Source organism: Stappia sp. BW2 (genome assembly GCF_008107695.1).
Classification (GTDB): Bacteria; Pseudomonadota; Alphaproteobacteria; order Rhizobiales; family Stappiaceae; genus Roseibium.
Map to the genome: position 1 here is coordinate 129,555 of NZ_VIRG01000053.1, position 24,482 is coordinate 154,036.

Below are 24,482 nucleotides of genomic sequence, written 5' to 3' on the forward strand. Positions count from 1 at the left end.
CGGCAACGCATCGCTCCTCGCATGTGGGTTGCCGAACCATCAGGCAGTGAGCACCCATCATGAAACGCACTCTTGGCACCTGCTATTATCCGGAACACTGGCCGGAAGAGATCTGGGAAGCCGATGCCCGCCGCATGGCGGAAACCGGGCTGACATGGATCCGCATCGGTGAGTTCGCCTGGTCGCGTCTCGAGCCCCGCCCGGGTGAGCTGCACTTCGACTGGCTGGACCGGGCCATAGAAACCCTGGGACGCGCCGGACTGAAGGTCGTGCTCGGCACACCAACCGCGACGCCGCCGCGCTGGGTTGTCGACAAGCATCCGGACATGGTCGCTGTTGATGCCGACGGCAAACCGCGCAAGTTCGGCTCCCGCCGTCATTACTGCTTTTCACACGAGGGCTATCGTCAGGAGAGCGACCGGATCGTAAAGCTTGTCGCCGAGCGTTACGGCAACAATCCGCATGTCGCCGCCTGGCAGACCGACAACGAATATGGCTGCCACGATACGATCCTCTCCTATTCGGAGGCCGCCCGAAAAGCGTTCCGGATCTGGCTGAAGGAGCGTTACGGCTCCATCGAGGCACTCAACCGGGCCTGGGGCAACGTCTTCTGGTCGATGGAATATCTCTCCTTCGGCGAGATCGACCTGCCCAACCTCACGGTGACAGAACCGAACCCGTCGCACACGCTTGCCTTTCGGCGGTTCTCGTCCGATCAGGTGGTGACCTTCAACAAGCGCCAGGTCGATATCATCCGGGCACATTCCAGCGCCCCGATCAGCCACAACTACATGGGCCGGGTCACCGATTTCGATCACTTCAAGGTTGGCGACGATCTCGAGATCGCTACCTGGGACAGCTACCCGCTCGGCTTTCTGGAAGACCGTGTCGGCGCGGATGATGCCCATCAGCGGGCCTTCATGCGCCAGGGCGATCCGGACTTCCAGGCGTTCCACCACGATCTTTACCGAGCCGTCGGCAAGGGCCGCTGGTGGGTGATGGAACAACAGCCGGGACCGGTGAACTGGGCTCCGCACAATCCCGCTCCATTGCCGGGCATGATGCGGCTCTGGGCCTGGGAGGCTTATGCCCACGGCGCGGAAGCCGTCTGCTATTTCCGCTGGCGCCAGGCACCCTTCGCGCAGGAACAGATGCATGCCGGCATGCTGCGCCCGGACAATGCCGATGCGCCGGCGCTGCTCGAAGCCCGCAAGGTCGCCGACGAATTGCGCGATGCACCTGACGTCTCGTCCCCAAAGGCACCCGTTGCACTGATCTTCGACTATGACGCGGATTTCGCCTGGGCCACGCAACCCCACGGCAAGGGACTTTCCTACTTCCAGCTCGTTTTCGACACCTACAAGGCGCTGCGCAAGCTCGGGCTTTCGGTCGATATCCTACGCGGTGAAACCCGTGACTTTTCCGGCTACAAGATCGTTGCCCTACCCGGCCTCATCTACGTGCCGCAGGATCTGAAACAGGCGCTGTTGGAAACCGAAGCCCTGGTGGTGATGGGCCCGCGCACCGCCGCCCGCAATGCCGACATGGTCATTCCCGTGCCATTACCACCCGACATGCCCGGTCTTGATCTTGCTGTCTCACGTGTCGAAAGCCTGCGCCCGGACATGCCGATGCTGCTCAAGGGGGGTGGCGCCTTCACCGGTTACCGTGAAGAACTGGAAGGCGCCGGCGAAGTCATACTGGAACTGGAAGACGGCCAACCCGCCGCCTACCGACAGGAGCATCTCGTCTATCTCGGCGGCTGGGGTGAGGAAACCGCGCTAAAGCGGCTTTACGCCATGCTGTGCGAGGAAGCCGGGATCGACACGCTCGACCTTGCCGGCGGCCTCCGCTGCAGAACAACCGACGGCCTCAGGATCTGGACCAACTATGGCGCGGACCCTGCCGAAACACCGGCCGGGCAGATCGAAGCTGCAGGGGTGTTGTTCGAGAAGCTCTGAAGAAACAACGGCCTCACCCTGAAAGGGGTAAGAGAACCAAGCTCTTCCCCCTCCCCGTCTTTGCAGGACTCGCCCCTGCAATCCATGCCGTGACAGCACCTCAAACAGCGGCCCGACGAGTCGGAACGAAACGGCATGGACGCCATGGTCGAACCATGGCTTGACGAAGAAATTGGACGATCTACTGGGTATCTCTAAGGCTGTGCCGTCAGGCCGCCTTGCCCCTCGTCAGCTCGGTGATGATTGCCGCGAAATTGTCGACGCCCTGTGCCCCTGAAACCAGGTGCTGACGTTCGAAGACGACCGCCGGAACGCCGTGGATGCCGTTGCCGGTCCAGAAGGCTTCTTCCGCGCGAACGACCTCGGCAAAACGACCATCTTTTAGAACGGCGAGGGCTTCGACGCGGTCCAGGCCGACGCTTTCTGCCACATCCGCCAGCACTTGGTCGTCGTGAACGTCCTTCTGGTCGTGGAAGTAGACCTGGAACAGCGCCATTTTCAACGCATGTTCCTTGCCGCTCTCACCAGCCCAATGGATCAGCTGATGCGCCTTGAATGTGTTCACCATGCGCATGTCGTCGGTGAACCTGAAGTCGAAACCAAGGCTTGCGCCCAACTCCGTCAGCCGGTCCCGCGCCGCCTGGGATTGCTCTGCGCTGGAGCCGTATTTGCGCATGATATGCTCGCGCAGGTTTTCTCCTTCGGCCACCATGTCCGGATTAAGCTCGAACGGGTGCCACTTGATGGCAGCGGAAACCCCCGTGCGGGCAATCGCCTGTTCAAGCTGCTTGAAGCCGACGATGCACCACGGGCAGACCACGTCTGACACGATATCGATCTGAAGAACATCGTCGAGGCCGGTCGTGTCGGTGTCTTGTGAAGTCATGTTAGCTCCTTTGCCGGCGCTCTCAGCCGGGGTCTGGCAAGCACCATTGTCTGTCTTTCCCTGCATATAGGAGCCACAGCCGGGCAGGAAAAGGCGACGCTTACCAGCGGACTGCTGCATTTTCCGATCAAACAGCAGCCTTCCCGCCCTCCTTCGAAGGATGTGATCGCCTTTCGGCGGCGGTGCCCAGCCGCGGTCCATGTCCTCGGCTCGATCCCCACACCGGTCGACCTGCATGATTTCGAACAGGGTTTCGGATCGCGCCCGCATGGCATTGAGACAGGCGGTGCCTGCCTCGTCAGCCCGCCTTTGTCACCTTCACCCGGGTGCCCGTCTGAGAAGCTTCGGCAATTGCATGGATCACCGCTTCGAAATGAAGCGCTTCGCGGAACGATGGCACCGCGGTGCGGCCTTCGGCAATTGCCGTCAGGAATTCATGAACCTCGATCACTTTCAGATCGTTGAAGCCAAGCTGATGTCCGGCGGCCGGAACAAACTGACCATATGGCGGATGGGCAGGGCCGGTCAGCAACGTCTTGAAGCCCTGTTCGGCAGCTTCGCCCCGGTTCTGGTAGAGCCGGAGTTCATTCATGCGCTCCTGATCGAAGGTGATCATGCCTTCCGTTCCATGCACCTCGAAAGCGATGTAGCTCTTGCGACCCCAGGCACTACGCGAGGTCGAGACGACCCCATGGACACCGTTTTCAAAAGTCAGCAGAGCGGAGGCGATGTCTTCGTTTTCAACCGCCCGACGCTCGCTTGAGCCATCGCCCAATGGCCGTGTTTCGTGAACAGTTCTTGTCTCCGCGATCAGGCTCTCGACCGGGCCGACCAGGGCCGTTGCCAGCGAGATCAGGTGGCAACCAAGATCGCCCAGCGTGCCGAGACCGGCATCGGCCTTGGTTGCCCGCCACGTCCAGGCCAGATCCGGGTCGGCCTGATAGTCCTCGTCGACCATGCCGCGGAAGTGCACAATCCGGCCGATGGCGCCGTCCGCGATGAGTTTGCGGGCATGGGAAATCGCCGGATTGTGCAGGTAATTGTACCCGACAATGGTTTTCGCACCTGTCCTTTCGGCAACGGCCAGCATCTGCCTGGCATCCTCCAGGCTGAGCGCCATCGGCTTTTCCAGATGCACATGCTTGCCGGCCTCAAGCGCGGCAAACGCCATCTCCTTGTGTACCTTGTTGGGCGTGGTGATGCAGACGATATCGACCTTGGGATCCGCAATCAGATCTTTCCAGTCGCTGGTAGCCCTGGCAAAACCGAACTGGTCGGCAAAGGCTTCAGCCTTGTCTGCCGGTACATCGCACAAAACTTCCAGGCGGGTTGCCGGCACATCGCCGAACACCGCTTTCACCGAACCATAGGCAAGTGCATGGCACTTGCCCATGAAACCGGTGCCGATTAATCCGATACCGAGACTTGTCATGTAATCCGATCCTCCCGGAGGTGACGAAGCGGACCGCTCCGCCTTTAACCTCATCCTGAGGAAGCGCCTTGGCGCTGTCTCGAAGGATGGGCCGCGTGCTCAAGAGTGTGCCGCCCATCCTTCGAGACGGACCAGACGGTCCTCCTCAGGATGAGGTCATAGTGGTTCTGACGCTCAGACTTCGTCCATGCCGACGGCACGGCGTTCGGCAATGGACTTGAGCGCGGCTTCCGCAAGGGCGAGTGCCTTCAGACCGTCTTCGCCACTGGGGGACGGCGCCGAACCTGTTTCAATGGCCTCGACGAAGGCGGTGATTTCCGCCGCATAGGCTTCCGTGTAGCGGGTCATGAAGAAATCATGCAGCGGCGGGCGCGTGTAACCGGCCTCTGTCGCCACCTCGATGGAAACCGGACGCTGGTTTTCCGCGCTGACCACCCCCTTGGAGCCATGAACCTCGATCCGCTGATCGTAGCCATAGGTTGCCCGGCGGGAGTTGGAGATCGAACACTGCTTGCCGGACGCCGTCGTCAGCACCACCGTGGCGCTGTCGTAGTCGCCCAGTTTGCCGATTTCCGGATCAACCAGAACAGAAGCAGTGGCATAAACGGTGGTGACTTCTTCGCCCAACAGAAAGCGGGCCATGTCGAAATCGTGGATTGTCATGTCGCGGAAGATGCCGCCGGAGGACGTGATGTAGGACGGCGGTGGCGCACCCGGATCACGCGAGGTGATCTGCACCATTTCCACGTCCCCGATCTGGCCTTCGTCAATGGCGGCACGCACGGCACGGAAATGCGGGTCGAAGCGGCGGTTGAACCCGAGCATCGGGGTTGCGCCGAGATCTTCAACCGTCTTCAGGCAGGCCTTTACCCGGTCAAGCGACAGATCGATGGGCTTTTCGCAGAAGATGGCCTTGCCTTCCCGTGCAAATTTCTCGATCAGATCCGCATGGGTGTCTGTCGGCGTGCAGATGATCACCGCATCGACATCCCCGGCAGCTGCGATCTCGTCGATGGTGCTGACGCGCGCACCACAGGCGGCCGCAAGCGTTTCGGCAGCTTCCAGGAAAGCGTCCGCAACCGCGACAAGCGTCGCACCGGCCGCCGCGCCAATGGCCTTTGCATGCACTTTACCGATACGTCCGGCCCCAAGCAGGGCGACATTGACGGCCATGATACTTCCTCCCGGATAACATGTGGCAGGGCGGGCTGAACCAGCGCTTGCCAATTTAGAATAAAAATTCCAAAATCATTTTCGACGGAATGTGTCAAGCAGGAAAAGAAGAAGACAATGAATGACGCCTCGCCCCATCCAGACCAGGACGCCAACCTCGCTTCCGCCGAAATGCTTGCTCCGCCTCAGTCCATCGACGCGTTTTTCACCCGTCTCGGCAGCACAGCGGACAGATTGCCCAAACGCCTGAAACAATTCGCGAACTATATTGCAGCCAATCCGGACAAGGTGGCGGTTTCCACCGTTGCCGAACTTGCAGACGGCGCTGATGTGCAACCGTCGGCAGTCATGCGTTTCTGCCAGGAAATGGGCTTTTCCGGTTTTTCGCAAATGCAGAAACTGTTTCGCTCCGATTATTCCCAGAAGTGGCCGGACTATGCCACCCGTCTCGCCAAATTGCGGGAACACGGCACTGAGTCTCCCTCCGCCCTCCTGGCCGAATTCGTCGAGGTTGGCCGCGCGTCTTTGGAAAACCTGCTGACAACCGTCGACCCCATCGCCCTTCAACAGGCGGTCGATGTGCTGGCCCGCGCCGAGACAATCCACATGATCGGCTTCCGCAGGGCCTTTCCGGTAACCTCGTATCTCGCATATGCCTTTGAAAAGATGGACGTTCCTGCCGTTCTTCATTCCGGCATCGCCAACATCAACATGGAACACCTGATCCGCCCGAACGACGCCGTGATTGCGGTAACCTTCGCGCCCTACACCGAAATGACCATCGATATGGCCACCAAGGCCCGTGCCAGTGGCGCCGATATTGTCGCGATCACGGATGTGGTCACCAGCCCGCTCGCACGCCTCAAGGCGATCCAGCTTCTGGTGTCGGAACTGGACGTCGGCGCGTTCAGGGCTTTGTCCGCAAGTCTTTCTCTCGCCATTGCGCTGGCGGTTTCCGTGGGCGCGCAGAGGAACCGGATATGAGATTTATGGAAAAAATCTGTTGCGCTCAGATAAAAATGGAATTTATATTCCAAACGCGGCAACGGTCAGCCGGAGCCGCCACAGACTTCTGATGACGCGGGTGGGATTGTTAAAGGCCCGCGGTCCACGTTCTGGGAGGAACACCATGAAGAAGACACTTATCGCGATGGCGGCTGCCGCTGTTGCCTTCACCGGACTTACCGCTCCGGCCTCCGCTGACGGAGAACGTTTCGTTCTGGTCAGCCATGCACCGGACAGCGACAGCTGGTGGAACACAATCAAGAACGCCATTGCCGTTGCCGGCGACCAGATGGACGTCGAAGTGGAATACCGCAACCCTCCGACGGGCGACCTTGCCGACATGGCCCGCATCATCGAGCAGGCGGCTGCGTCCAACCCGAACGGCATCATCGCGACAATCGCCGACTACGACGTTCTGAGCGGCCCGCTGTCCAATGCGGTTGCCAAGGGCATTCCGGTCATCACCATCAACTCCGGCACCGAAGAGCAGTCCAAGAAAATCGGCGCTCTGATGCATGTCGGTCAGCCGGAATATGACGCAGGCAAGGGTGCCGGCGAAAAGGCCAAGGCGGCCGGCGTCACCGACTTCCTTTGTGTGAACCACTACATCACCAACCCGGCATCGGTTGAACGTTGCCAGGGCTATGCCGACGCACTGGGCGTGGAACTCGGCAGCCACATGATCGACAGCGGCCAGGACCCGGCTGAAATCAAGTCCAAGGTCATGGCCTATCTGCAGGGCCATCCGGACACCAACGGCATCCTGACCCTCGGGCCGACCTCGGCACATCCGACGCTGGCAGCGCTGGAAGAAATGGGCAAATCCAGCACCATCCACTTCGGCACCTTCGACCTGTCGGGCGAAATCGCTGAAGCCATCAAGGGCGACGTGATTGCCTTTGCCATCGACCAGCAGCCTTACCTGCAGGGCTACCTGCCGGTCGTCATCCTGACGAACCTGGCGCGCTACGGCGTGGTTCCGGGCAACTCCATCAACTCCGGCCCGGGCTTCGTGACCAAAAACAACATTGCCCTGGTGGAAAAATACGCCGGCGAATACCGGTAAGCGAACCTGAAGGGCCGCCAGGTGCGACCCTGCGGAGAGGCGGTGTCCGCCTCTCCCTTTCAACAGACACACCCGCGCGCCCAGACGGGCAAGCACCGAATTCCAGAACACTGTTCTGCGGCCGGGCCGCATACTGGACGCGGCCGGCCACCCCGGCACGCAGGAGGAGACCTATGGCTGAGACACAATCGGCAGCCGCCCCTCAGAAAGACGAGCGCATCCGCGAAATGTCGCCCATGCGCAAAGCCCTGATCCGCCCGGAACTGGGCGCGATCTGCGGCACCATCCTTGTTTTCATGTTCTTCCTGGGCATCGCCAGCGACAGCGGCATGTTCTCGCCGGAAGGCATCATCAACTGGGGCACAGTCTCTGCCCAGTTCGCCATCATCGCCGTCGGCGCCTGCCTCCTGATGATCGCAGGCGAGTTCGATCTCTCCGTCGGCTCCATGATCGGCTTTTCCGGCATCATCATCGCACTCATCTCCGTACAATGGGGATATCCGGTCTGGGTAGGCATCTTGGTCGCTTTCGCGATGGCACTGGCCATCGGCGCGCTCAACGGCTACCTGGTCGTCAAGACCGGCCTGCCCTCCTTTATCGTCACCCTCGCCTTTCTCTACATTCTGCGCGGCCTGACGATCTTCATTTCCATCGCCACCACCCGCAAGACCATCATCGGCGGTGTGCGTGAGGTCGCAGAGGGCGATCCGATTGCCTGGCTCTTCGGCGGCAAGGTTTTTTCCGGCCTGTTTGTCTGGCTTGCCGATCTCGGCATCGTCGGCAAGTTCGTTGCCGGTCCGAAAGCCGGCCAGCCGGTGGTCGAAGGCATCCCGATGCTGATGATCTGGGCGGTGATCCTGATCGTGTTCGGCCACCTTCTTCTCACCCGCACCCGCTTCGGCAACTGGATCTTCGCCGCTGGCGGCGACGCCCAGGCAGCCCGCTACGTCGGTGTTCCGGTGAACCGGGTCAAGATCCTGATGTTCATGTTCACCGCCTTCTGCGCGACCATTTTCGCCACCTGCCAGGTGATGGAATTCGGCTCTGCCGCAGCTGACCGTGGCCTGCTGAAGGAATTCGAAGCCATCATTTCCGTGGTGATCGGCGGCGCGCTTCTCACCGGTGGCTACGGCTCGGTGGTCGGCGCGGCCCTTGGCGCCCTGATCTTCGGCGTCGTCCAGCAGGGCCTTTTCTTCGCCGGGGTCGAAAGCTCGCTGTTCCGGGTTTTCCTCGGCGTGATCCTGCTGCTGGCCGTGATCCTCAACACCTATATCCGCCGCATGATCACGGGGGAAAGATAAGATGTCCGACAACCTGATCGAACTCGTCGATATCGAGAAACACTTCGGCCCGGTGATCGCCCTGAACGGTGTCTCCGTTTCCGTGAAGGCCGGCGAATGCCACTGCCTTCTGGGCGACAACGGCGCGGGCAAGTCCACCTTCATCAAGACCATGTCCGGCGTCCACAAGCCGACCAAGGGCAAGATCCTGATGGACGGCAAGGAAGTCAACTTCAACAGCCCGCGTGACGCCATGGAAGCCGGCATCGCGACCGTCTACCAGGACCTGGCGATGATCCCGCTGATGTCCGTCACCCGCAATTTCTGGATGGGCCGCGAACCGCAGAAGCGCTTCGGCCCGTTCAAGTTCTTCGACTTTGCCCAGGCCAATGAGGTCACCATGACCGAAATGGCCAAGATGGGGATTCACCTGCGCTCGCCGGACCAGGCGGTCGGCACCCTGTCCGGCGGCGAACGCCAGACGGTGGCAATTTCCCGTGCCGTCTTCTTCGGCGCCAAGGTGCTGATCCTGGACGAGCCGACATCGGCCCTTGGCGTGCGCCAGACCTCCAACGTTCTGGCGACAATCGACAAGGTCCGTCAAAAGGGTATCGGCGTAGTCTTCATCACCCACAACGTGCGCCATGCCATGGCCGTGGGCGACAGGTTCACGGTGCTCAACCGTGGCAAGACGCTTGGCACCGCGTTGCGCGGGGACATCAAGGCGGAAGAACTTCAGGACCTGATGGCCGGTGGCCAGGAACTGGCAGAACTGGAAGGTTCGCTCGGCGGCACCATCTGACGGGCTGAATGAGAAACGGAATGTGCACGTGAAGAAACTCGATGTCATCACGATAGGCCGCTCGTCGGTCGACCTTTACGGAGCCCAGGCGGGCGGGCGTCTGGAGGATATGGCGTCCTTCAACAAATATATCGGCGGCTCGCCCACCAACATGGCCTGCGGCACCGCGCGGCTCGGCCTGCAGTCGGCGCTGATCACCCGCGTCGGTGACGAGCACATGGGCCGTTTCATCCGCGAGGAACTGGAACGGCACGACGTCGACACACAGGGAGTGATTACCGACAAGGAGCGGCTGACCGCCCTCGTCCTGCTCGGCATCCGTGATCAGGAGCAGTTCCCGCTGATCTTCTACCGCGAGAACTGTGCCGACATGGCGCTGGTTGAAGACGACATCGATCCCGCCTTCATTGCGTCGGCCAAGGCCGTTGTCGCCACCGGCACGCACCTCAGCCACCCGCAGACGGAAGCCGCCGTTCTGAAAGCCCTGAGGCTTGCGCGTGAAAGCGGCAGCCGCACCGCGCTCGACATCGACTACCGCCCCAATCTGTGGGGGCTGTCCGGACACGGCGACGGCGAGAACCGCTTCATCGCGTCCGACAAGGTCACGGAAAAACTGCAATCGACCTTGCATCTGTTCGACCTGATCGTCGGCACGGAAGAAGAATTCCACATCGCCGGAGGCACCACAGATACGCTCGAGGCACTTCGCAACGTGCGCAAGGTCTCCGGTGCGACGTTGGTCTGCAAGCGCGGGCCGATGGGCGCGACCGCCTTTGAAGGCGCCGTTCCCGACAGCCTCGACGACGGCATATCCGGCCCGGGTTTCCCGATTGAGGTGTTCAATGTTCTTGGCGCCGGCGACGGCTTCATGTCCGGCCTGCTGAAAGGCTGGATCACCGGCGAAGACTGGGTCACGGCCCTGACCTATGCCAATGCCTGCGGTGCCTTCGCGGTGTCCCGGCACGGCTGCACGCCCGCCTACCCAAGCTGGGAGGAACTGCAGTTCTTCCTGAAACGGGGTGTGAAGGACAAGGCCTTGCGCAAGGACCCGGACCTGGAGCAGATCCACTGGTCCACCAACCGGCACCGGCTGCACGGCGGCGACTGGTCGACCATGCGTGTCTTTGCCTTCGACCACCGCATCCAGCTGGAACAGATGGCCGATGCGGCCAATGCCGATCACGAGCGGATCGGATCGTTCAAGAAACTCTGCCTCGACGCGGCCCTTGCGGTTGCGGACGGTCAGCCTGGCTATGGCATCCTGTGCGACAGCCGGCATGGCCGCGAGGCGCTTTATCGGGCCGCCGGAACCGGACTTTGGATCGGTCATCCGGTGGAGTGGCCTGCCTCCCGGCCACTGACCCTGGAACCGGAAATCGGTCCGGATTTCGGCGGCCTGGCCGAATGGCCGGCAGAGCATGTGGTCAAGGTGCTCTGCTTCTATCATCCCTATGACACGGACGCGATGAAAGCCGAGCAGGAAGGCATCCTGAAACGGCTTTTTGCGGCCTGCCGCCGCAACCGGCTGGAAATGCTGCTGGAAGTCATCCCGTCCAAGGTCGGCCCTGTGGATGCGGACACGACAGCCGCTATCATCCGCCGCTTCTATGAGATCGGCATTTATCCGGACTGGTGGAAACTGGAACCGATGACCTCAGCAGAAGCCTGGGCGAAAGCCTGTGCGGCGATTACCGAAAACGATCCTCACACCCGCGGCATCGTGGTGCTTGGTCTCGATGCGCCGGAAGATGAGCTGGCCGCCAGCTTTGCCGAGGCGGCCCGCTTCCCGTTGGTCAAGGGTTTTGCCGTCGGCCGTACGATTTTCGCGGATGCCGCCCGGAAATGGCTGGCGGGTGAATTGACAGACGAAGCTGCCATCGCCGACATGGTGAGCCGCTTCAACCGCCTGTGCCACATCTGGGATACCGCCCGCGCAGAAGCCGGAAACAAGGCGAACGAAAACGAACCCCAAGGAATTTCCGCATGAGTACGATCCGTCTGACAGCCGCACAGGCGATGGTCCGTTATCTTTCGGCGCAAATGACCGAAGACGGCGAGCGTTTCATTGATGGCGTCTGGGCGATCTTCGGCCACGGCAATGTTGCCGGCATGGGCGAAGCGCTGGAGCAGGCCGGCAACGCCTTGCCGACCTGGCGCGGCCAGAATGAACAGACAATGGCACATACCGCCATTGCCTATGCCAAGGCCAGAAAACGCACCCGGGCGATGGCGGTGACCTCTTCCATCGGCCCTGGCGCCACCAACATGGTGACCGCCGCCGCCCTTGCCCATGTAAACCGCCTGCCGGTGCTGTTGATCCCTGGGGATGTCTTCGCCAATCGCGCACCGGACCCGGTGCTGCAGCAGGTAGAGGACTTCGACGACGGTACGGTTTCGGCCAATGATTGCTTCCGTCCCGTCTCACGTTATTTCGACCGGATCAGCCGCCCCGAACATCTGCTGACGGCACTGCCGCGGGCTTTTCGCGTGATGACCGACCCGGCCAACTGCGGCCCGGTGACCCTCGCCTTCTGCCAGGACACCCAGGCCGAGGCGTTCGACTATCCGGCAAGCTTCTTCGAACCCAAGGTCTGGCGCATTCGCAGGCCGGAACCGGACAGCCGGGATATTGCCGATGTCACGGCACTCATCAAGGCAGCGAAAAAACCGGTTCTCGTCTGCGGCGGCGGCGTCATCTATTCGCAGGCCGAACAGACTCTTGGCGAGTTTGCGACGAAACACGGCATTCCGGTGATCGAGACCCAGGCCGGCAAATCGGCACTGGCCCAGTCTCACCCGATGAACTTCGGCACCGCCGGTGTCGATGGCTCGGCCTGTGCCAACGAGATTGCAGAAAGCGCCGATCTCGTCATCGGCGTCGGCACCCGTTTTCAGGATTTCACCACCGGCTCCTGGGCTCTCTTCAAGGAGCCCGGCCGCAAGCTGGTGTCGATCAACGTTCAAAGCTACGACGCGCTGAAGCACGGCGCCATGGGTCTCGTCGGCGATGCCAAAGTGGCCCTGGAGAAGATCTCCGCCGCGCTCGGCGACGAGAAGAAGTCTGCCTTCGATCCGCAGTCCCGTCTCGACTGGCTGTCCAGGGTCGACGCCCATTGCAGCGCCCGCACCAACGTGCCCGCAGACTACCTGCCGCTGGATGCGGAGGTAATCGGCGCGGTTCAGCGGACCTCTTCGGAAAAGACCATCGCCATGTGCGCTGCCGGCACCATGCCCGGTGCGCTGAAGCTCCTCTGGCAGGCGCCGCAGGGCGGCTATCACATGGAATACGGCTATTCCTGCATGGGCTACGAGATTGCAGGCGCCATGGGCGTCAAGCTGGCCCAGCCGGAGCGGGATGTCATCTGCTTCCTCGGCGACGGTTCCTATATGATGGCCAATTCGGAGCTGGCAACCGCCGTCATGCGGCGGGTGCCGTTCACCGTGGTCCTGACGGACAATCGCGGCTACGGCTGCATCAACCGGCTGCAGATGGGCACCGGTGGCAACCAGTTCAACAACCTCTATCAGTACTGCAACGTCGAAGCCCAGCCTGACATCGACTTCGTCGCCCACGCGGCCGCGATGGGAGCCCACGCGGTAAAGGCAAAGGACATTGCCGACCTGGAAGCGCAGATCCTCGCCTCAAAGGACCGGGCCATTCCGACGGTGATCGTCATCGACACGGACCCGATGCACGGACCGGGTGAAAACGGCGGTGGCCATTGGTGGGATGTTGCCGTTCCCGAAGTGTCGCAGCGCGCCGAAGTCCGGCAGGCCCGTGAAGGCTATGTCGCGGAGCTGAAACACCAGAACCTTGTCGATTAGGGAGAGGCATCGCAGCACACCGACATCCTCTCCTTATGGCCTCCTCCTGAGGAGGACCATCCGGTCCGTCTCGAAGGATGGGGGCAAATACCGAACAAACGGCCCAACCTTCGAGACAGCGCTGAAGCGCTTCCTCAGGATGGGGTCGGAAAAACACAGATATCGAACCCAACGCTCCGACGCGTTACAGGACAACAGCCATGATCCTTTACGGCACCAACCCGATTGCCTGGGCCAATGATGACGACCAAACCCTTGGCGCGCATATTCCGACTGAGCAGATCCTGTCTCAAGCCTCAGAAATCGGCTTCGACGGTATCGAGAACGGCCACCGCTGGCCGAACGACCCGGAAGAGCTGAAACAGCTTCTCGGCAGCTATGGCCTCAGGTTCATTTCCGGCTGGTATTCGCTCAACCTGCTGGTCCAGTCGGTCGAAGAAGAAAAGAAGGCGATCCAGCCTCATCTCGACAAGCTGAAACACAATGGCTGCAAGGTCTGCATCACCTGCGAGACCTCCAACACCATTCAGGGCTCCCAGACAGACATCAACACCAGCCCGGTGCTGACTGCTGACGAAATGAAAGCCTTCGGCGCCAAGATCGAGGAACTCGCGGCCTTCTGCGCAAGCCAGGGCATCGATCTTGTCTACCACCACCACATGGGCACCGTTGTCGAGACGCCGGAAGAAATCGACGCCTTCATGGACGCCACCGGCGCGGCAACCAAACTGCTGTTCGATGCCGGCCACTGCTATTTCGGCAGCAACGGCAAGGATCCGGCCCCGGTGCTGGAAAAACACGCCGCCCGCGTGAAGCATTTCCATGCAAAGAACGTGCGTCCGGTCGTGATGAAGGAAATCCGCGAGACCAAGAAGTCCTTCATGGACGGCGTGCGCGCAGGTGTCTTCACCGTGCCGGGCGACGAGGAAGGCGGCGTTGATTTCAAGCCGCTTCTCAAGATCCTGAAAGACACCGGCTATGAAGGCTGGATCGTGATCGAGGCGGAACAGGACCCGGACGTCCGCAACCCGTTCCAGTATCAAAGCCTCGGCCTCAAGACCCTCAAGCAACTCTCAAAGGAAGTGGATTTGACATGAGCCATCTTCTCGTCAAGCCGTCCGGCACCTCCGGCAAGGTGCACGACATCACGCCGGAAAGCGCCAGATGGGGCTATGTCGGCTTTGGTCTCTATCATCTGGAAGCGGGTCAATCGGCATCTGAAGATACCGGCGACAAGGAAGTCATCCTCGTCCTAGTGGAAGGCAAGGCTTCGATTTCCGCCGGCGATGAAGACTTTGGTGAACTGGGCGACCGGATGAGCGTGTTCGAGCGCAAGAAACCGCATTGCGTCTATGTGCCCAACGGCAGCAAATGGTCTGCGAAAGCCACCACGGACTGTGTTCTGGCGGTCTGCACCGCACCCGGCAAGGGCAATTACAAGGCCCGCGTCATTACCGATATCGGCCAGGTGGAACGCGGCAAGGGTGCCAACACCCGCTACATCCATCCGATCGCGATGGAAGAAAGCGATATCGCCGACAGCCTGCTGGTGACGGAAGTCTATACGCCCCAGGGCAACTGGTCGTCCTATCCCCCGCACCGGCACGACGAAGACAATTTTCCGGATATGACCTATCTGGAAGAGACCTATTACCACCGCCTCAACCCGAAACAGGGTTTCGGCTTCCAGCGCGTCTTCACCGAAGACGGCGAGCTGGACGAGACGATGGCTGTTTCAGATGGCGACGTGGTGCTTGTTCCCAAGGGCCACCACCCCTGCGGCGCGCCCTATGGCTACGAGATGTATTATCTGAACGTCATGGCCGGCCCCTTGCGCAAGTGGCGGTTCCAGAACCATCCGGACCACGACTGGATCGCCCAGCGGGACGCTGGATAGGTTCAAGTAGCAGGGACTGAGCAAGCGGCCATCCTTCGAGACGAGCCTTTGACCCTCCTCAGGACGAGAATTGCTCAGCGTGAAGACAGCAAAAAGGGCGCCAACGGGCGCCCTTTTTCATTTCTCTTGCCTGCGTTCTTACGCGGCAATCAGAATGTGGCTTTCCTGTAGCTGCTCGGCGAACTCGACGCCGCACCCTGCTTCGGTCTGGCGTACGACTTTCGCATTCAGCACGGTGCCATCCAGGAACTCCAGCGTCAGATGCTCGCCATTCGGCATGTCCTTGAGATCCAGGATCTGCGCACCCGTGATGCTGACATCGACCAGCTGGGCGGTGCGCTTGCGGCCGTTCGAGAAGGTAAGTCTGACATCTTCCGAAATCGCCTTGCGGACTGCACGCCTGCGGTCCTCGACATCCTTGGTGACGTCCGAAAGAAATTTCTCGACCTCCTGCGCCAGGCTGGAACTCGCCTCCGAAACCAGATCAGACGCCGTGCTGACAGACCCGGCTTCCGCCGAAGTCTGTTCAACTGCGCCGGAAACGGAAGACATGCTGTTGGCGGCGTTGCCGGTGCTGTCGCTGGCAGATCGCGCCGAGCGTGCGATTTCCTGGTTTGCCGCCCGCTGTTCCTCGATAGCCCCGGCCACGGAGCTGGTCAGGTTCTTGATGTCGGATACTTTCTCGGTGATATGTTCGATAGCCCCGGCCGCATCGCGAACCGAGTTCTGAATACCCGAAATCCGACCGGAAATTTCGTCCGTTGCCTTGGATGTCTGTTCCGCGAGCTGCTTGACTTCCGATGCCACGACCGCAAACCCGCGCCCGGCTTCACCTGCACGGGCCGCCTCGATGGTGGCGTTCAGCGCCAGGAGGTTGGTCTGTTCCGCAATGTCGCGAATGAGATTGACCACACTGCCGATATGTTCGGCAGCTTCCGACAGCGTCTCGACGTTCCGGTTCGTATCTTCCGCCGCTTTCACGGTTTCCAGAACGATACGGGTCGTGGCTTCGGTCTGGTTGGCGATTTCCTGAACGGTGGCTGTCATTTCTTCCGTGGCGGCTGCAACAGCAGCAACGTTTTCCGACGCGCTGACAGAGGCCTGCCCTGCGTGGTCAGACTCCGACTTGGCGTTGATCGCGAGATCTTCCAGCGTGGTGGCGGCGCCGCGCATGCGTTCCATCTGCTCGGATACGGTTGTCAGACGGCTGGACATGATCGACTTGAAGTCATTGATCACCCCTTCCAGAAAGGCCTGACGCTGGCGTTCTTTGTCGCGCTCGTTTCGGGCCTGTTCTTCAAGATGACGCCGTTGAATGGCGTTTTCCTTGAACACCGAGACGGCCTTGAACATGTCTCCGATCTCGTCGCCACGCTTGGCGTCATCGGTCTCCACACGTGTATCGCCTCCGGCAAGCGCATTCATTGCGGCAACAACCTTGCCGATGGGGGTCGTGATCGTGCGAGCCGCGAAGAAACCGACTGCGCCAGCCACAACAAGCAGAGCAAGTCCTGTTAACAGCATGCGGTTCCGCATTGTTGTAACTGGTGCAATCGCTTCTTCGTAAGTCTGCATGGCGATGATCACGAAGTTCTGGCCATGAAACGCAAATCTGATTGCGTCGACTTCCATGGGCTCTTCGCTGAAAAACGAACTGATCCCGAAGGCTTCCCCGGACGCGAAGGCTTCATCGATAATGGAATTGTCGACCTTGGTGACAAGAATGTCGTTCTGTTCGGACGTGAGCTCGGAATTGTTACGCATCAACCGGTCTTCGCCGATCAAGACAAGTTCCCCTGTCTTGCCGAGGCCAAGGTTATGGCTCATAAGCTCATCGATTTTTCCAACAGGCATTTGATACGCAAGCACGCCAACCGTTTCATCGGCAATGCGAACCGGATGCGCGATGAAACTGGCCGGAGCATCAGAACTGGGCTTGTAAGGTGCGAAATCCTCGAAAGCGACCTTCCCGTGCTCCGTGATGCTCATCGCGTTGCGATAGACTTCACCGAGGTCGGTTTCGGCCCACTTGCCCCCGCCGGTACTGAAGTTGGTCGCGAAGTCCGCTTCCTTGAACACCGAATAGACCAGGTTACCCTCGGTATCGAACAGAAAGACGTCGTAGTATTCGTTGTCCTCTTGAAGCTGACGGAACCATGGGTGGTATTTGGCATGCACCTCGTCGTAGTCGGAGCCGGAGGCACCCTTGTCGAGCAGCTGCTTTTCACCATTCGGGTTCGGATTGTCGGCAATATAGGCCTTCTGCAATGCCTGACCGGGGTCACCACCGGACTGTTCCCAGTTTTTCCAGGCGGACGCAAATTCCTGGACGGCAGCGGCGGTTCCCGGATGCTCTGCAACAATGGCAAGATCCCGCTCGATCACCTCCAGATAATCGAGTGTTTCCTGCTTCGAGATCTTGGCGGCCGCCATGAGGCGTTCTCTCGTCATCTGGTTCACGCTTGCTGCAGACGTGACGTAACTGGAAACACCAATACCAATGCCGACCACCGCAGCGGCGCCCAATACCAGCGCCGGGATCTTTTTCGACAAACGCAAACCTGAGAACATTCGTCCCCCCTCTGATGGCCAATACGCCAACATCCAAAATCGGACGTAGGGTAGGAATCAGGAGAGAACAAATTCCTAACTTTTCTGCACGAAGAGCTTTCCGGACAAATAGAACAATAAGAAATCAAAGAAAAAATAAAAAAACACTGTCAATATTCGCAATGATTTTATTTCATATTGATATTTTATACTTTCAGGGAATTGCCTACAGGCGAATCACCGTTTCTCCCCTTAAGGCAGGCTCGAGACAGGCGACCAGAGCACCACGGTGCTGAATAACGTTACCGGCGAGATTTGCGCCCGCATCAACGCTTTCCGCGACATCCCCCCCGGAGAGATATTTCGCCAGAAAGGCCGCATTGAAACTGTCTCCGGCAGCCGTCGTGTCGACAATTTTGGATACCGGCGCCGGCTGGAAAGCCTGCCGCGACCCTGCGCCCGCACAGACCACCTGTTCAGGGCCGTTCTTGACCACCACCATCCCGGCTCCGGCGGCAAGATAGCGGTTCGCGCTGTCATCCGGGGTCGCATCTCCAAAATGAGCCAGTTCGTCCTCGAAAGAGGGCATCAGGAAATCGCAGCAGCCGGCGGCTTCCGTAACGCTTGCCCGCATCGTGTCCGCATCTTCCCAAAGTCGCGGGCGCAGGTTCGGGTCGAATGCCGTTTTGGCCCCAGCCTTGCGGGCAGCTCTCAGTCCGTCCAGGAATGCTTTACGGTCGTCCGGCGGAAGGATGGCAAGGGTAATGCCGCTGAAATAGATCAGCCCCGCCCCTTTGAGCGCCGACGCCAACACGTCCTGGTCGGCCGCCAGCAAGCGCGCGGCGGATTGGGAACGCCAATACGCAAAGCTGCGTTCACCATCCTTCAACTGGATCATGTAGAGACCGACAGTCCGGTCGTCCCGCTTCTGGATGGTGGACGTCTCCAGATCCGAGCCCTTCAGGAAAGACAGCATGTCTTCCGACACCTGATCGCGGCCAACGGCTGTGTAATACCCGACTGTCCAGTCGGCGGGCAGGCATTTGCGCGCGTACCAGGCGGTATTCAGCGTATCGCCGGCAAACCCCATGGCATATGTGCCCTCGCCCGTTGGTGCCATCTCGACCATACATTCGCCAATGGCAAGGAATTTGAGTGACACGGCAGGGCTCCTGAGGCTTCGGGAATCAAAAAAACTAAAGATGAAAATCCCGCAGAAATCCGGGATTTAAATGCATTAGCATAAAAGCCCCTGCCAGAAAAAGTGCCCAACGGCCAACGGCTTGAGCCAAAGCGGTTTGGCCGTCAAGGCAAAGGTCGTCCATCCCCTGCTTTCCGCCGTTTCCCAAATTAAATTTATTTGATAGCGCCACGCATGAAGCTCTGGACAAACTGCCCTTCGAAAAGAAGGACTATCGACGCCAGGAGGCTCAGGTTGCGTCAAATCCACTCCAGAGCATTCGGCTTGCCGGCCCCGGACGAATACACGCCTGAAGCCTGGAAGGTTCAAGCTTGTGGGCTGAAAATCACGCCAGATCCTCATCGGCGGCCACGAACACGTCCGTGTTTGTGCCTTGCAGCGACGCCAGAAAGGCGTCCGGCACCGGGCAATCGGTAAAGACCGCATCGACATCACTGAGATGGCCGCCGCGCACATGGGCGTTCCGGCCGAACTTGCTGTGGTCCAGCACCAGATAGGATCTGCGGCAATTGGCGAGAATGGACTGGCGCGCGGCTACTTCGTCCTCATGAAAGTCCAGCAGCGTGCCGTCTTCATCCACACCGGCAACGCCGAAAATGCCGATATCAACCTTGTAGTTGGAAAAGAAGGCCTGCGCCGCAGACCCAAGCACATCGCGGTCGCCGTGGCGCAAACGGCCACCCGTTATCGTCACCTGAAAGGACGGATTGATCGACGCGGTGAAGGCAACGTTCAGATTGTTGGTAAAGACCGCCAGCTTTTCATGCCCGACAAGGGCCTGCATGACGATTTCCGGCGTAGTGCCGATGGAAAAGGCAAGCGACTGGTTATTGCCCACGTGCCTTGAGACCAGGTCCGCTATGCGCTGCTTTTCCGGAAGGTTCAGAATCTGCCGCGTGGAATAATGGATGTTGGAAGCGGGTGCGGGCGGTTCAACACCGCCGTGGGTTCGGCGCAGAATTCCAAGTTCGCAAAGACCGTTGACGTCCCGGCGGATCGTCTGTGTGGTCACCTCGAACCGGTCTGCCAGTTCCTCGACGGATGCAAATCCCGCCTTTTGTACCAGATCCGCTATTTCGGCCTGACGCTTTGAAATATCTATTTGCCCAAGCATATTCTTCTGATCCGCCATCGTCCCCTTTCCTCCCGCAGGCACGGGAGGCCAGCCGCTCCAAAGGCAACATGTTGACTCGAAAAAGCCTGACTTCGAAGCCCCTTAAAACATTTTCATATGAACCTTATTCGACGCTCATATGAAAATGATGTGACAATAGGGGATCGAGCGGGCCACGGGAACACCAGCGACGCCTCGCAATCGAGATAGGCCACAATATCTTTGGATCTTGGAACGTAGTTGCAGGGAGGATTGCTGCCAGCCGTCCGGAACTTCAGTAAACCGGTCATCCGGCCATGACCTGAAACCCATAGGGCTCAGCAAAGATACCGCCGGACAAATCATAAGACGGCTCAGGCGAAAGGGCTTGCTCGACACTCGCAAGAGCATGAAATGAAAAAGAAAATCTGTGTCTGCAGCTAACAGGCAATCAAATGGCACGTCATTTCATTAGTGACGTGCGTCTGACACCAGCATTGACTGATAGATCCGGGGCCGGACAGCTGGCCACCGCTCATGTAAGGCAATGCCAATGCGCTCACAAACTTGACCGGATCTCCCTCCCCTCTTGGGAGGAGAAGTACAAGGGGTGGGGGCAGCAGTCTCGCCGGACGCCTCTCCCCACTCTGCAGGGTCAATCATCTATAGAGAAACGACTGTCCCTCGCTGTCGAACAGATGCAGTTTTTCCGGCGCAGCCGTCAGACGGATGGACGTGCCCCTTGCGATCTTGTGGATCCCCGGCAGCTTGGCGATCAGGGCCGATGCACCGTCTTTCGGGCGGAAGTAAAGCACCGTCGTCTCTCCGAGCGCTTCGACGATTTCGACCTCGGCGGAGATCAGGAAATCGTCGCTGTCCGTCACTGTCAGGTCTTCCGGCCGAACACCAAGCTTCACCGCCGCGCCCTTGTCGCTGTCCAGCGAGGCAATCGGCACGTCCGCATGACCGTCATCGGACATGACCAGGGACGTTTGGGCGCCGGTTGCCGCCACCTTGGCATCAAGCAGGTTCATGGCGGGCGAGCCGATGAACTGGGCAACAAACGTGTTGGCGGGGCGTTCGTAAAGATCCAGTGGCGCGCCGAATTGTTCGATGTTGCCGCCATGAAGCACGACGATGCGCGTTGCCAGCGTCATCGCCTCCACCTGATCGTGGGTAACGTAGATCATGGTGCTTTCCGGCATGCTCTCCTTCAACTGCGCGATCTCGATCCTTGTCGCAACGCGCAGGGCGGCATCGAGGTTCGACAGCGGTTCGTCGAACAGGAACACCTTGGGGTCCCGCACGATTGAGCGGCCAATGGCAACGCGCTGTCGCTGACCGCCGGAAAGCGCTTTCGGCAGGCGGTCGAGATAAGCCGTCAGCTGCAGCCTGTCCGCCGCCGCCCGCACCGCCTTGTCGATTTCATCACGCGACTTGCCGGCCAGCTTCAGGGCGAAGGCCATGTTGTCGTAGACCGTCATATGCGGATAAAGCGCATAGGACTGGAACACCATGGCAATTCCGCGCTGTGCCGGCGGCACGTCGTTGACGACGACGCCATCGATTTCCAGTTCGCCGCCGGTGATTTTTTCCAGGCCTGCGATCATCCGCAGCAATGTCGACTTTCCGCACCCCGATGGACCGACGAAAACGATCAGCTCGCCTTCGTTGATATCCATGTTGATGTCGCGCAGAACTTCGACAGATCCATAGGACTTGCTGACATTCTTCAAGGACAACGATGTCATGCCGGCTGCTCCCGATTGTTGATTTTGTTCATGTTATTTCACCGATCCGGCCAACAGGCCGCGCACGAGGTAGCGCTGCATCGCGAAGAACACGAAAAGCGGCACGGCGATGGACACAAAGGCAGCGGTCGCGAGAATTTCCCAATTGCCGCCACGCGTTCCCAAAAGTTCCACGATCTGGTTGGTCATGACCGTGGTCGAGCCCGTGGCATCGATCAGGAACACCTTGGCCACCAGAAGGTCGTTCCAGGTCCACAGGAACTGGAAGATGGCGAAAGAGGCCAGCGCCGGAAAACTGAGCGGCAGGATGATGCGGGTGAAGATCTGGAAATCCGTCGCCCCGTCCACCTTGGCATTCTCGATGATGTCCCGTGGCAGCCCGACCATGTAGTTCCTGAGCAGATAGACGGCGAGCGGCATGCCGAAGGCCGTATGGGCCAGCCAGACCCCCATGTAGCCCTTGCCGATGCCGACCGCCAGGTGGAGCCGCAGCAGCGGAATAAGCGCCAGTTGCAGCGGCACGACGAGCAACGCCACAACAGCGGCGATCAAAAGGGCCCGGCCGGGAAATTCCATCCAGGCAAGGGCATAGGCTGCGAACGCCGCAATGACGATCGGGATGATCGTCGCCGGTATGGTGACTGTCAGCGTGTTGAAGAACGCCTTGCCCATATTGTCCTGTCCGGTTCCGGAAAACAGGATGGTGGCATAATTCTGCCAGGTGAATTCCGGCGGCACGGTCGCTGTCACGAAGACACGCTGGCCGCGGCCGGAAATCTGCTTGTCGTTGCCCTTCCAGACATAGGACCCGTCAGCCTGCAACGTCAGGCTTTCGCCGTCGCCCATATCCGCCGTTTCGCCGGTTTGATAGGCTGAGACATCGCGTGAGGACACGCCCCACGACCGGATGTCGCGCGGCTCACCCTCGAAGATGTTTCCCGTGACGATGAACTGATCACCGTCCGCCACGCGGGTCTCGTCCGGATCCGACGTCCTGTAGACTTCGTTCTGCTCGGACGGGAACAGTGCTGCCCACCAGCCGGAACTGGAAATCTGGTCGGCGGTTCGGAACGACGAAACGAACAGCCCGACGGTGGGAAACAGCCACAACAGCACCAAGGCGGCGACGGAGATATGAACGGCCCAGGTCAGGCCGGATTTTTTCCCAGCGATGCTGGCCATCACTTCATCTCCTTCCGGGCGTTGTAGACGTTCCACACGAGGATCGGTGTGACGAGCAGCATGATGATGATGGCACTTGCCGACCCCACGCCCCAGTCATTGGCGCGGAAAAGCTTGTCGTACATGTAGTTGGCCAGAACCTGGGTCTCCCACTGACCGTTGGTCATGGCGAAGACGATGTCGAACACCTTGAGCACGGTCAGCGTGATCGTGGTCCACACCACCACGATGGTCCCCATGATCTGCGGCACCTTGATCTTGAAGAAGATCTGGAACGGGTTGGCACCATCAACAATGGCGGCTTCCACGGTTTCCTCCGGAATGCCGCGCAGGGCCGCCGACAGGATCACCATGGCAAAGCCGGTCTGGATCCAGATCAGAACCACCATCAGGAAGAAGTTGTTCCACAGCGGCAGTGTCAGCCAGGTTTGCGGTTCGCCGTATGGCACATCCGTAATCCAGAGGCTGAGCGCGGAATTCAGCGAAATCCAGATCAGCCAGACCCCGGCGACCGCGATCAGAAGGCGCAGCGGCAGAAGCCAGACCGACTTGTCCTGGCCCTGGGCAACGATCCCGCGCACAAAGGTCCAGGCCACATAGGCGACGACCAGGGCGAAAGCCAGCAGAAGAAGGGTTGGCAGGAGCTGGAGAAAGACAATGGAACCGATGCCGCCGTCGAACTTCAGCCAGATCGCGTTCAGAACACCGATCTGGTTTTGATCGGCTGCGCGTGTGTCATAGATCAGCTTGAAGATGACCGACGCACCAACGAAGGAGATCGCCATCGGCATGAAGATCAGAGACTTGGCGAAATTGCCCCATCTGATCCGGTCCGTAAGCTGGGCAACCAGCAGACCGAAGGCTGTGGAGGCGGCAGGGACCACGATGAGCCACAGCATGTTGTTGCGCACCGCTTCCCAGAACTTCGCCTCGTTCATCATCTGACGATAGTTGGCAAGTCCGACGAAAGCGCCCCCTTGCGAACGGTCCGTCAGCGACAGACGCAAGGTCTCGAACACCGGATAGGCAAGGTATAGCGTCAGCGCGAACAAGGCCGGAAACAGAAACAGCCACGGCCGGATCATGTTGGCCCGGTTGATGTTCCTGCCAGCATTGGGGCCACGGGCCGGAAACAGAACCTTGTCGATGAAGACATTCGAGAAGAAGAAATAGGCAAGGCAGGCGCCAACGCCAATGACGATGGTTGTGAGCCCTAACAGTGCCGGATTATCCGATAGCATGGCCGTTCCCTCCCATTATTGATTATGGGGTGGCACCCGGAAGACCGGGGGCCTCCTGCGTTTAGGAACTGTGTTTCTTGACCGTTTCGCCCATCCGTCAGAAAAACGGCCAGTCTCCCTGAGGAGACCGGCCGCCT

The 24,482-nt window shown here is 59.8% G+C and carries 18 protein-coding genes; 9 read left to right on the forward strand and 9 right to left on the reverse strand.

Annotation, left to right across the window (positions count from 1 at the left end):
• Positions 1-59: 59 nt before the first annotated feature.
• Positions 60-1,961: a beta-galactosidase gene (locus FMN63_RS04935; protein WP_148582843.1), complete on the forward strand. Its 1,902-nt coding sequence runs from the start codon at positions 60-62 to the stop codon at positions 1,959-1,961.
• Between the two features lie 208 nt (positions 1,962-2,169).
• Here FMN63_RS04935 and FMN63_RS04940 read toward each other — a convergent pair whose 3' ends face one another.
• The 3 genes from FMN63_RS04940 to iolG form a co-directional block, all read right to left on the reverse strand.
• On the reverse strand, positions 2,170-2,847 hold the full coding sequence (locus tag FMN63_RS04940; protein WP_205513858.1) for a DsbA family oxidoreductase: 678 nt from the start codon (positions 2,845-2,847) through the stop codon (positions 2,170-2,172).
• A gap of 298 nt (positions 2,848-3,145) precedes the next feature.
• A complete protein-coding gene (locus tag FMN63_RS04945) occupies positions 3,146-4,279 on the reverse strand; it encodes a Gfo/Idh/MocA family protein (RefSeq protein ID WP_148582844.1) in 1,134 nt (377 codons plus the stop codon).
• A 174-nt stretch (positions 4,280-4,453) separates the two neighbouring features.
• Entirely contained in the window at positions 4,454-5,452 is a 999-nt protein-coding gene (gene iolG / locus FMN63_RS04950; protein WP_148582845.1) for an inositol 2-dehydrogenase, read from the reverse strand.
• 117 nt (positions 5,453-5,569) lie between these two features.
• Here iolG and FMN63_RS04955 point away from each other — a divergent pair, with 117 nt between their 5' ends.
• From FMN63_RS04955 to iolB, 8 genes are all read left to right on the forward strand, one after another.
• Positions 5,570-6,436: a MurR/RpiR family transcriptional regulator gene (locus FMN63_RS04955; protein WP_148582846.1), complete on the forward strand. Its 867-nt coding sequence runs from the start codon at positions 5,570-5,572 to the stop codon at positions 6,434-6,436.
• Between the two features lie 145 nt (positions 6,437-6,581).
• The gene (locus FMN63_RS04960) at positions 6,582-7,523 is read left to right on the forward strand and encodes a sugar ABC transporter substrate-binding protein (protein ID WP_205513861.1); all 942 of its coding nucleotides are present in this window, start codon (positions 6,582-6,584) and stop codon (positions 7,521-7,523) included.
• A 173-nt stretch (positions 7,524-7,696) separates the two neighbouring features.
• Positions 7,697-8,824 (forward strand): ABC transporter permease, encoded by a 1,128-nt coding sequence (locus tag FMN63_RS04965; protein ID WP_148582847.1) that lies wholly within the window; start codon positions 7,697-7,699, stop codon positions 8,822-8,824.
• 1 nt (position 8,825) lies between these two features.
• Positions 8,826-9,605: an ATP-binding cassette domain-containing protein gene (locus FMN63_RS04970; RefSeq protein WP_148582848.1), complete on the forward strand. Its 780-nt coding sequence runs from the start codon at positions 8,826-8,828 to the stop codon at positions 9,603-9,605.
• Between the two features lie 28 nt (positions 9,606-9,633).
• The gene (locus FMN63_RS04975; protein ID WP_148582849.1) at positions 9,634-11,592 is read left to right on the forward strand and encodes a bifunctional 5-dehydro-2-deoxygluconokinase/5-dehydro-2-deoxyphosphogluconate aldolase; all 1,959 of its coding nucleotides are present in this window, start codon (positions 9,634-9,636) and stop codon (positions 11,590-11,592) included.
• On the forward strand, positions 11,589-13,430 hold the full coding sequence (iolD, locus tag FMN63_RS04980; RefSeq protein WP_148582850.1) for a 3D-(3,5/4)-trihydroxycyclohexane-1,2-dione acylhydrolase (decyclizing): 1,842 nt from the start codon (positions 11,589-11,591) through the stop codon (positions 13,428-13,430). The genes FMN63_RS04975 and iolD overlap by 4 nt, the downstream gene beginning before the upstream one ends.
• Positions 13,431-13,630: 200 nt before the next feature.
• Positions 13,631-14,527: a myo-inosose-2 dehydratase gene (gene iolE / locus FMN63_RS04985; RefSeq protein ID WP_148582851.1), complete on the forward strand. Its 897-nt coding sequence runs from the start codon at positions 13,631-13,633 to the stop codon at positions 14,525-14,527.
• Entirely contained in the window at positions 14,524-15,327 is an 804-nt protein-coding gene (gene iolB, locus FMN63_RS04990; protein ID WP_148582852.1) for a 5-deoxy-glucuronate isomerase, read from the forward strand. Before iolE ends, iolB begins: the two co-directional genes overlap by 4 nt.
• Before the next feature lie 138 nt (positions 15,328-15,465).
• Here iolB and FMN63_RS04995 read toward each other — a convergent pair whose 3' ends face one another.
• The 6 genes from FMN63_RS04995 to FMN63_RS05020 form a co-directional block, all read right to left on the reverse strand.
• Entirely contained in the window at positions 15,466-17,898 is a 2,433-nt protein-coding gene (locus FMN63_RS04995) for a methyl-accepting chemotaxis protein (RefSeq protein WP_148582853.1), read from the reverse strand.
• 205 nt (positions 17,899-18,103) lie between these two features.
• On the reverse strand, positions 18,104-19,039 hold the full coding sequence (locus FMN63_RS05000; protein WP_148582854.1) for a sugar kinase: 936 nt from the start codon (positions 19,037-19,039) through the stop codon (positions 18,104-18,106).
• 364 nt (positions 19,040-19,403) lie between these two features.
• Positions 19,404-20,210: a DeoR/GlpR family DNA-binding transcription regulator gene (locus tag FMN63_RS05005; RefSeq protein ID WP_148582855.1), complete on the reverse strand. Its 807-nt coding sequence runs from the start codon at positions 20,208-20,210 to the stop codon at positions 19,404-19,406.
• 620 nt (positions 20,211-20,830) lie between these two features.
• The gene (locus FMN63_RS05010; protein WP_148582856.1) at positions 20,831-21,922 is read right to left on the reverse strand and encodes an ABC transporter ATP-binding protein; all 1,092 of its coding nucleotides are present in this window, start codon (positions 21,920-21,922) and stop codon (positions 20,831-20,833) included.
• Between the two features lie 33 nt (positions 21,923-21,955).
• Entirely contained in the window at positions 21,956-23,104 is a 1,149-nt protein-coding gene (locus FMN63_RS05015; protein WP_148582857.1) for a carbohydrate ABC transporter permease, read from the reverse strand.
• Positions 23,104-24,345 (reverse strand): carbohydrate ABC transporter permease, encoded by a 1,242-nt coding sequence (locus tag FMN63_RS05020; RefSeq protein ID WP_148582858.1) that lies wholly within the window; start codon positions 24,343-24,345, stop codon positions 23,104-23,106. Before FMN63_RS05020 ends, FMN63_RS05015 begins: the two co-directional genes overlap by 1 nt.
• Positions 24,346-24,482: the final 137 nt, after the last annotated feature.

Bases quoted from the DNA above. Each gene is read 5' to 3' on its own strand.
- FMN63_RS04935 (WP_148582843.1), top strand. From the start codon at position 60: ATGAAACGCACTCTTGGCACCTGCTATTATCCGGAACACTGGCCGGAA.
- FMN63_RS04940 (WP_205513858.1), bottom strand. From the start codon at position 2,847: ATGACTTCACAAGACACCGACACGACCGGCCTCGACGATGTTCTTCAG.
- FMN63_RS04945 (WP_148582844.1), bottom strand. From the start codon at position 4,279: ATGACAAGTCTCGGTATCGGATTAATCGGCACCGGTTTCATGGGCAAG.
- iolG (WP_148582845.1), bottom strand. From the start codon at position 5,452: ATGGCCGTCAATGTCGCCCTGCTTGGGGCCGGACGTATCGGTAAAGTG.
- FMN63_RS04955 (WP_148582846.1), top strand. From the start codon at position 5,570: ATGAATGACGCCTCGCCCCATCCAGACCAGGACGCCAACCTCGCTTCC.
- FMN63_RS04960 (WP_205513861.1), top strand. From the start codon at position 6,582: ATGAAGAAGACACTTATCGCGATGGCGGCTGCCGCTGTTGCCTTCACC.
- FMN63_RS04965 (WP_148582847.1), top strand. From the start codon at position 7,697: ATGGCTGAGACACAATCGGCAGCCGCCCCTCAGAAAGACGAGCGCATC.
- FMN63_RS04970 (WP_148582848.1), top strand. From the start codon at position 8,826: ATGTCCGACAACCTGATCGAACTCGTCGATATCGAGAAACACTTCGGC.
- iolD (WP_148582850.1), top strand. From the start codon at position 11,589: ATGAGTACGATCCGTCTGACAGCCGCACAGGCGATGGTCCGTTATCTT.
- iolE (WP_148582851.1), top strand. From the start codon at position 13,631: ATGATCCTTTACGGCACCAACCCGATTGCCTGGGCCAATGATGACGAC.
- iolB (WP_148582852.1), top strand. From the start codon at position 14,524: ATGAGCCATCTTCTCGTCAAGCCGTCCGGCACCTCCGGCAAGGTGCAC.
- FMN63_RS04995 (WP_148582853.1), bottom strand. From the start codon at position 17,898: ATGTTCTCAGGTTTGCGTTTGTCGAAAAAGATCCCGGCGCTGGTATTG.
- FMN63_RS05005 (WP_148582855.1), bottom strand. From the start codon at position 20,210: ATGGCGGATCAGAAGAATATGCTTGGGCAAATAGATATTTCAAAGCGT.
- FMN63_RS05010 (WP_148582856.1), bottom strand. From the start codon at position 21,922: ATGACATCGTTGTCCTTGAAGAATGTCAGCAAGTCCTATGGATCTGTC.
- FMN63_RS05015 (WP_148582857.1), bottom strand. From the start codon at position 23,104: ATGGCCAGCATCGCTGGGAAAAAATCCGGCCTGACCTGGGCCGTTCAT.
- FMN63_RS05020 (WP_148582858.1), bottom strand. From the start codon at position 24,345: ATGCTATCGGATAATCCGGCACTGTTAGGGCTCACAACCATCGTCATT.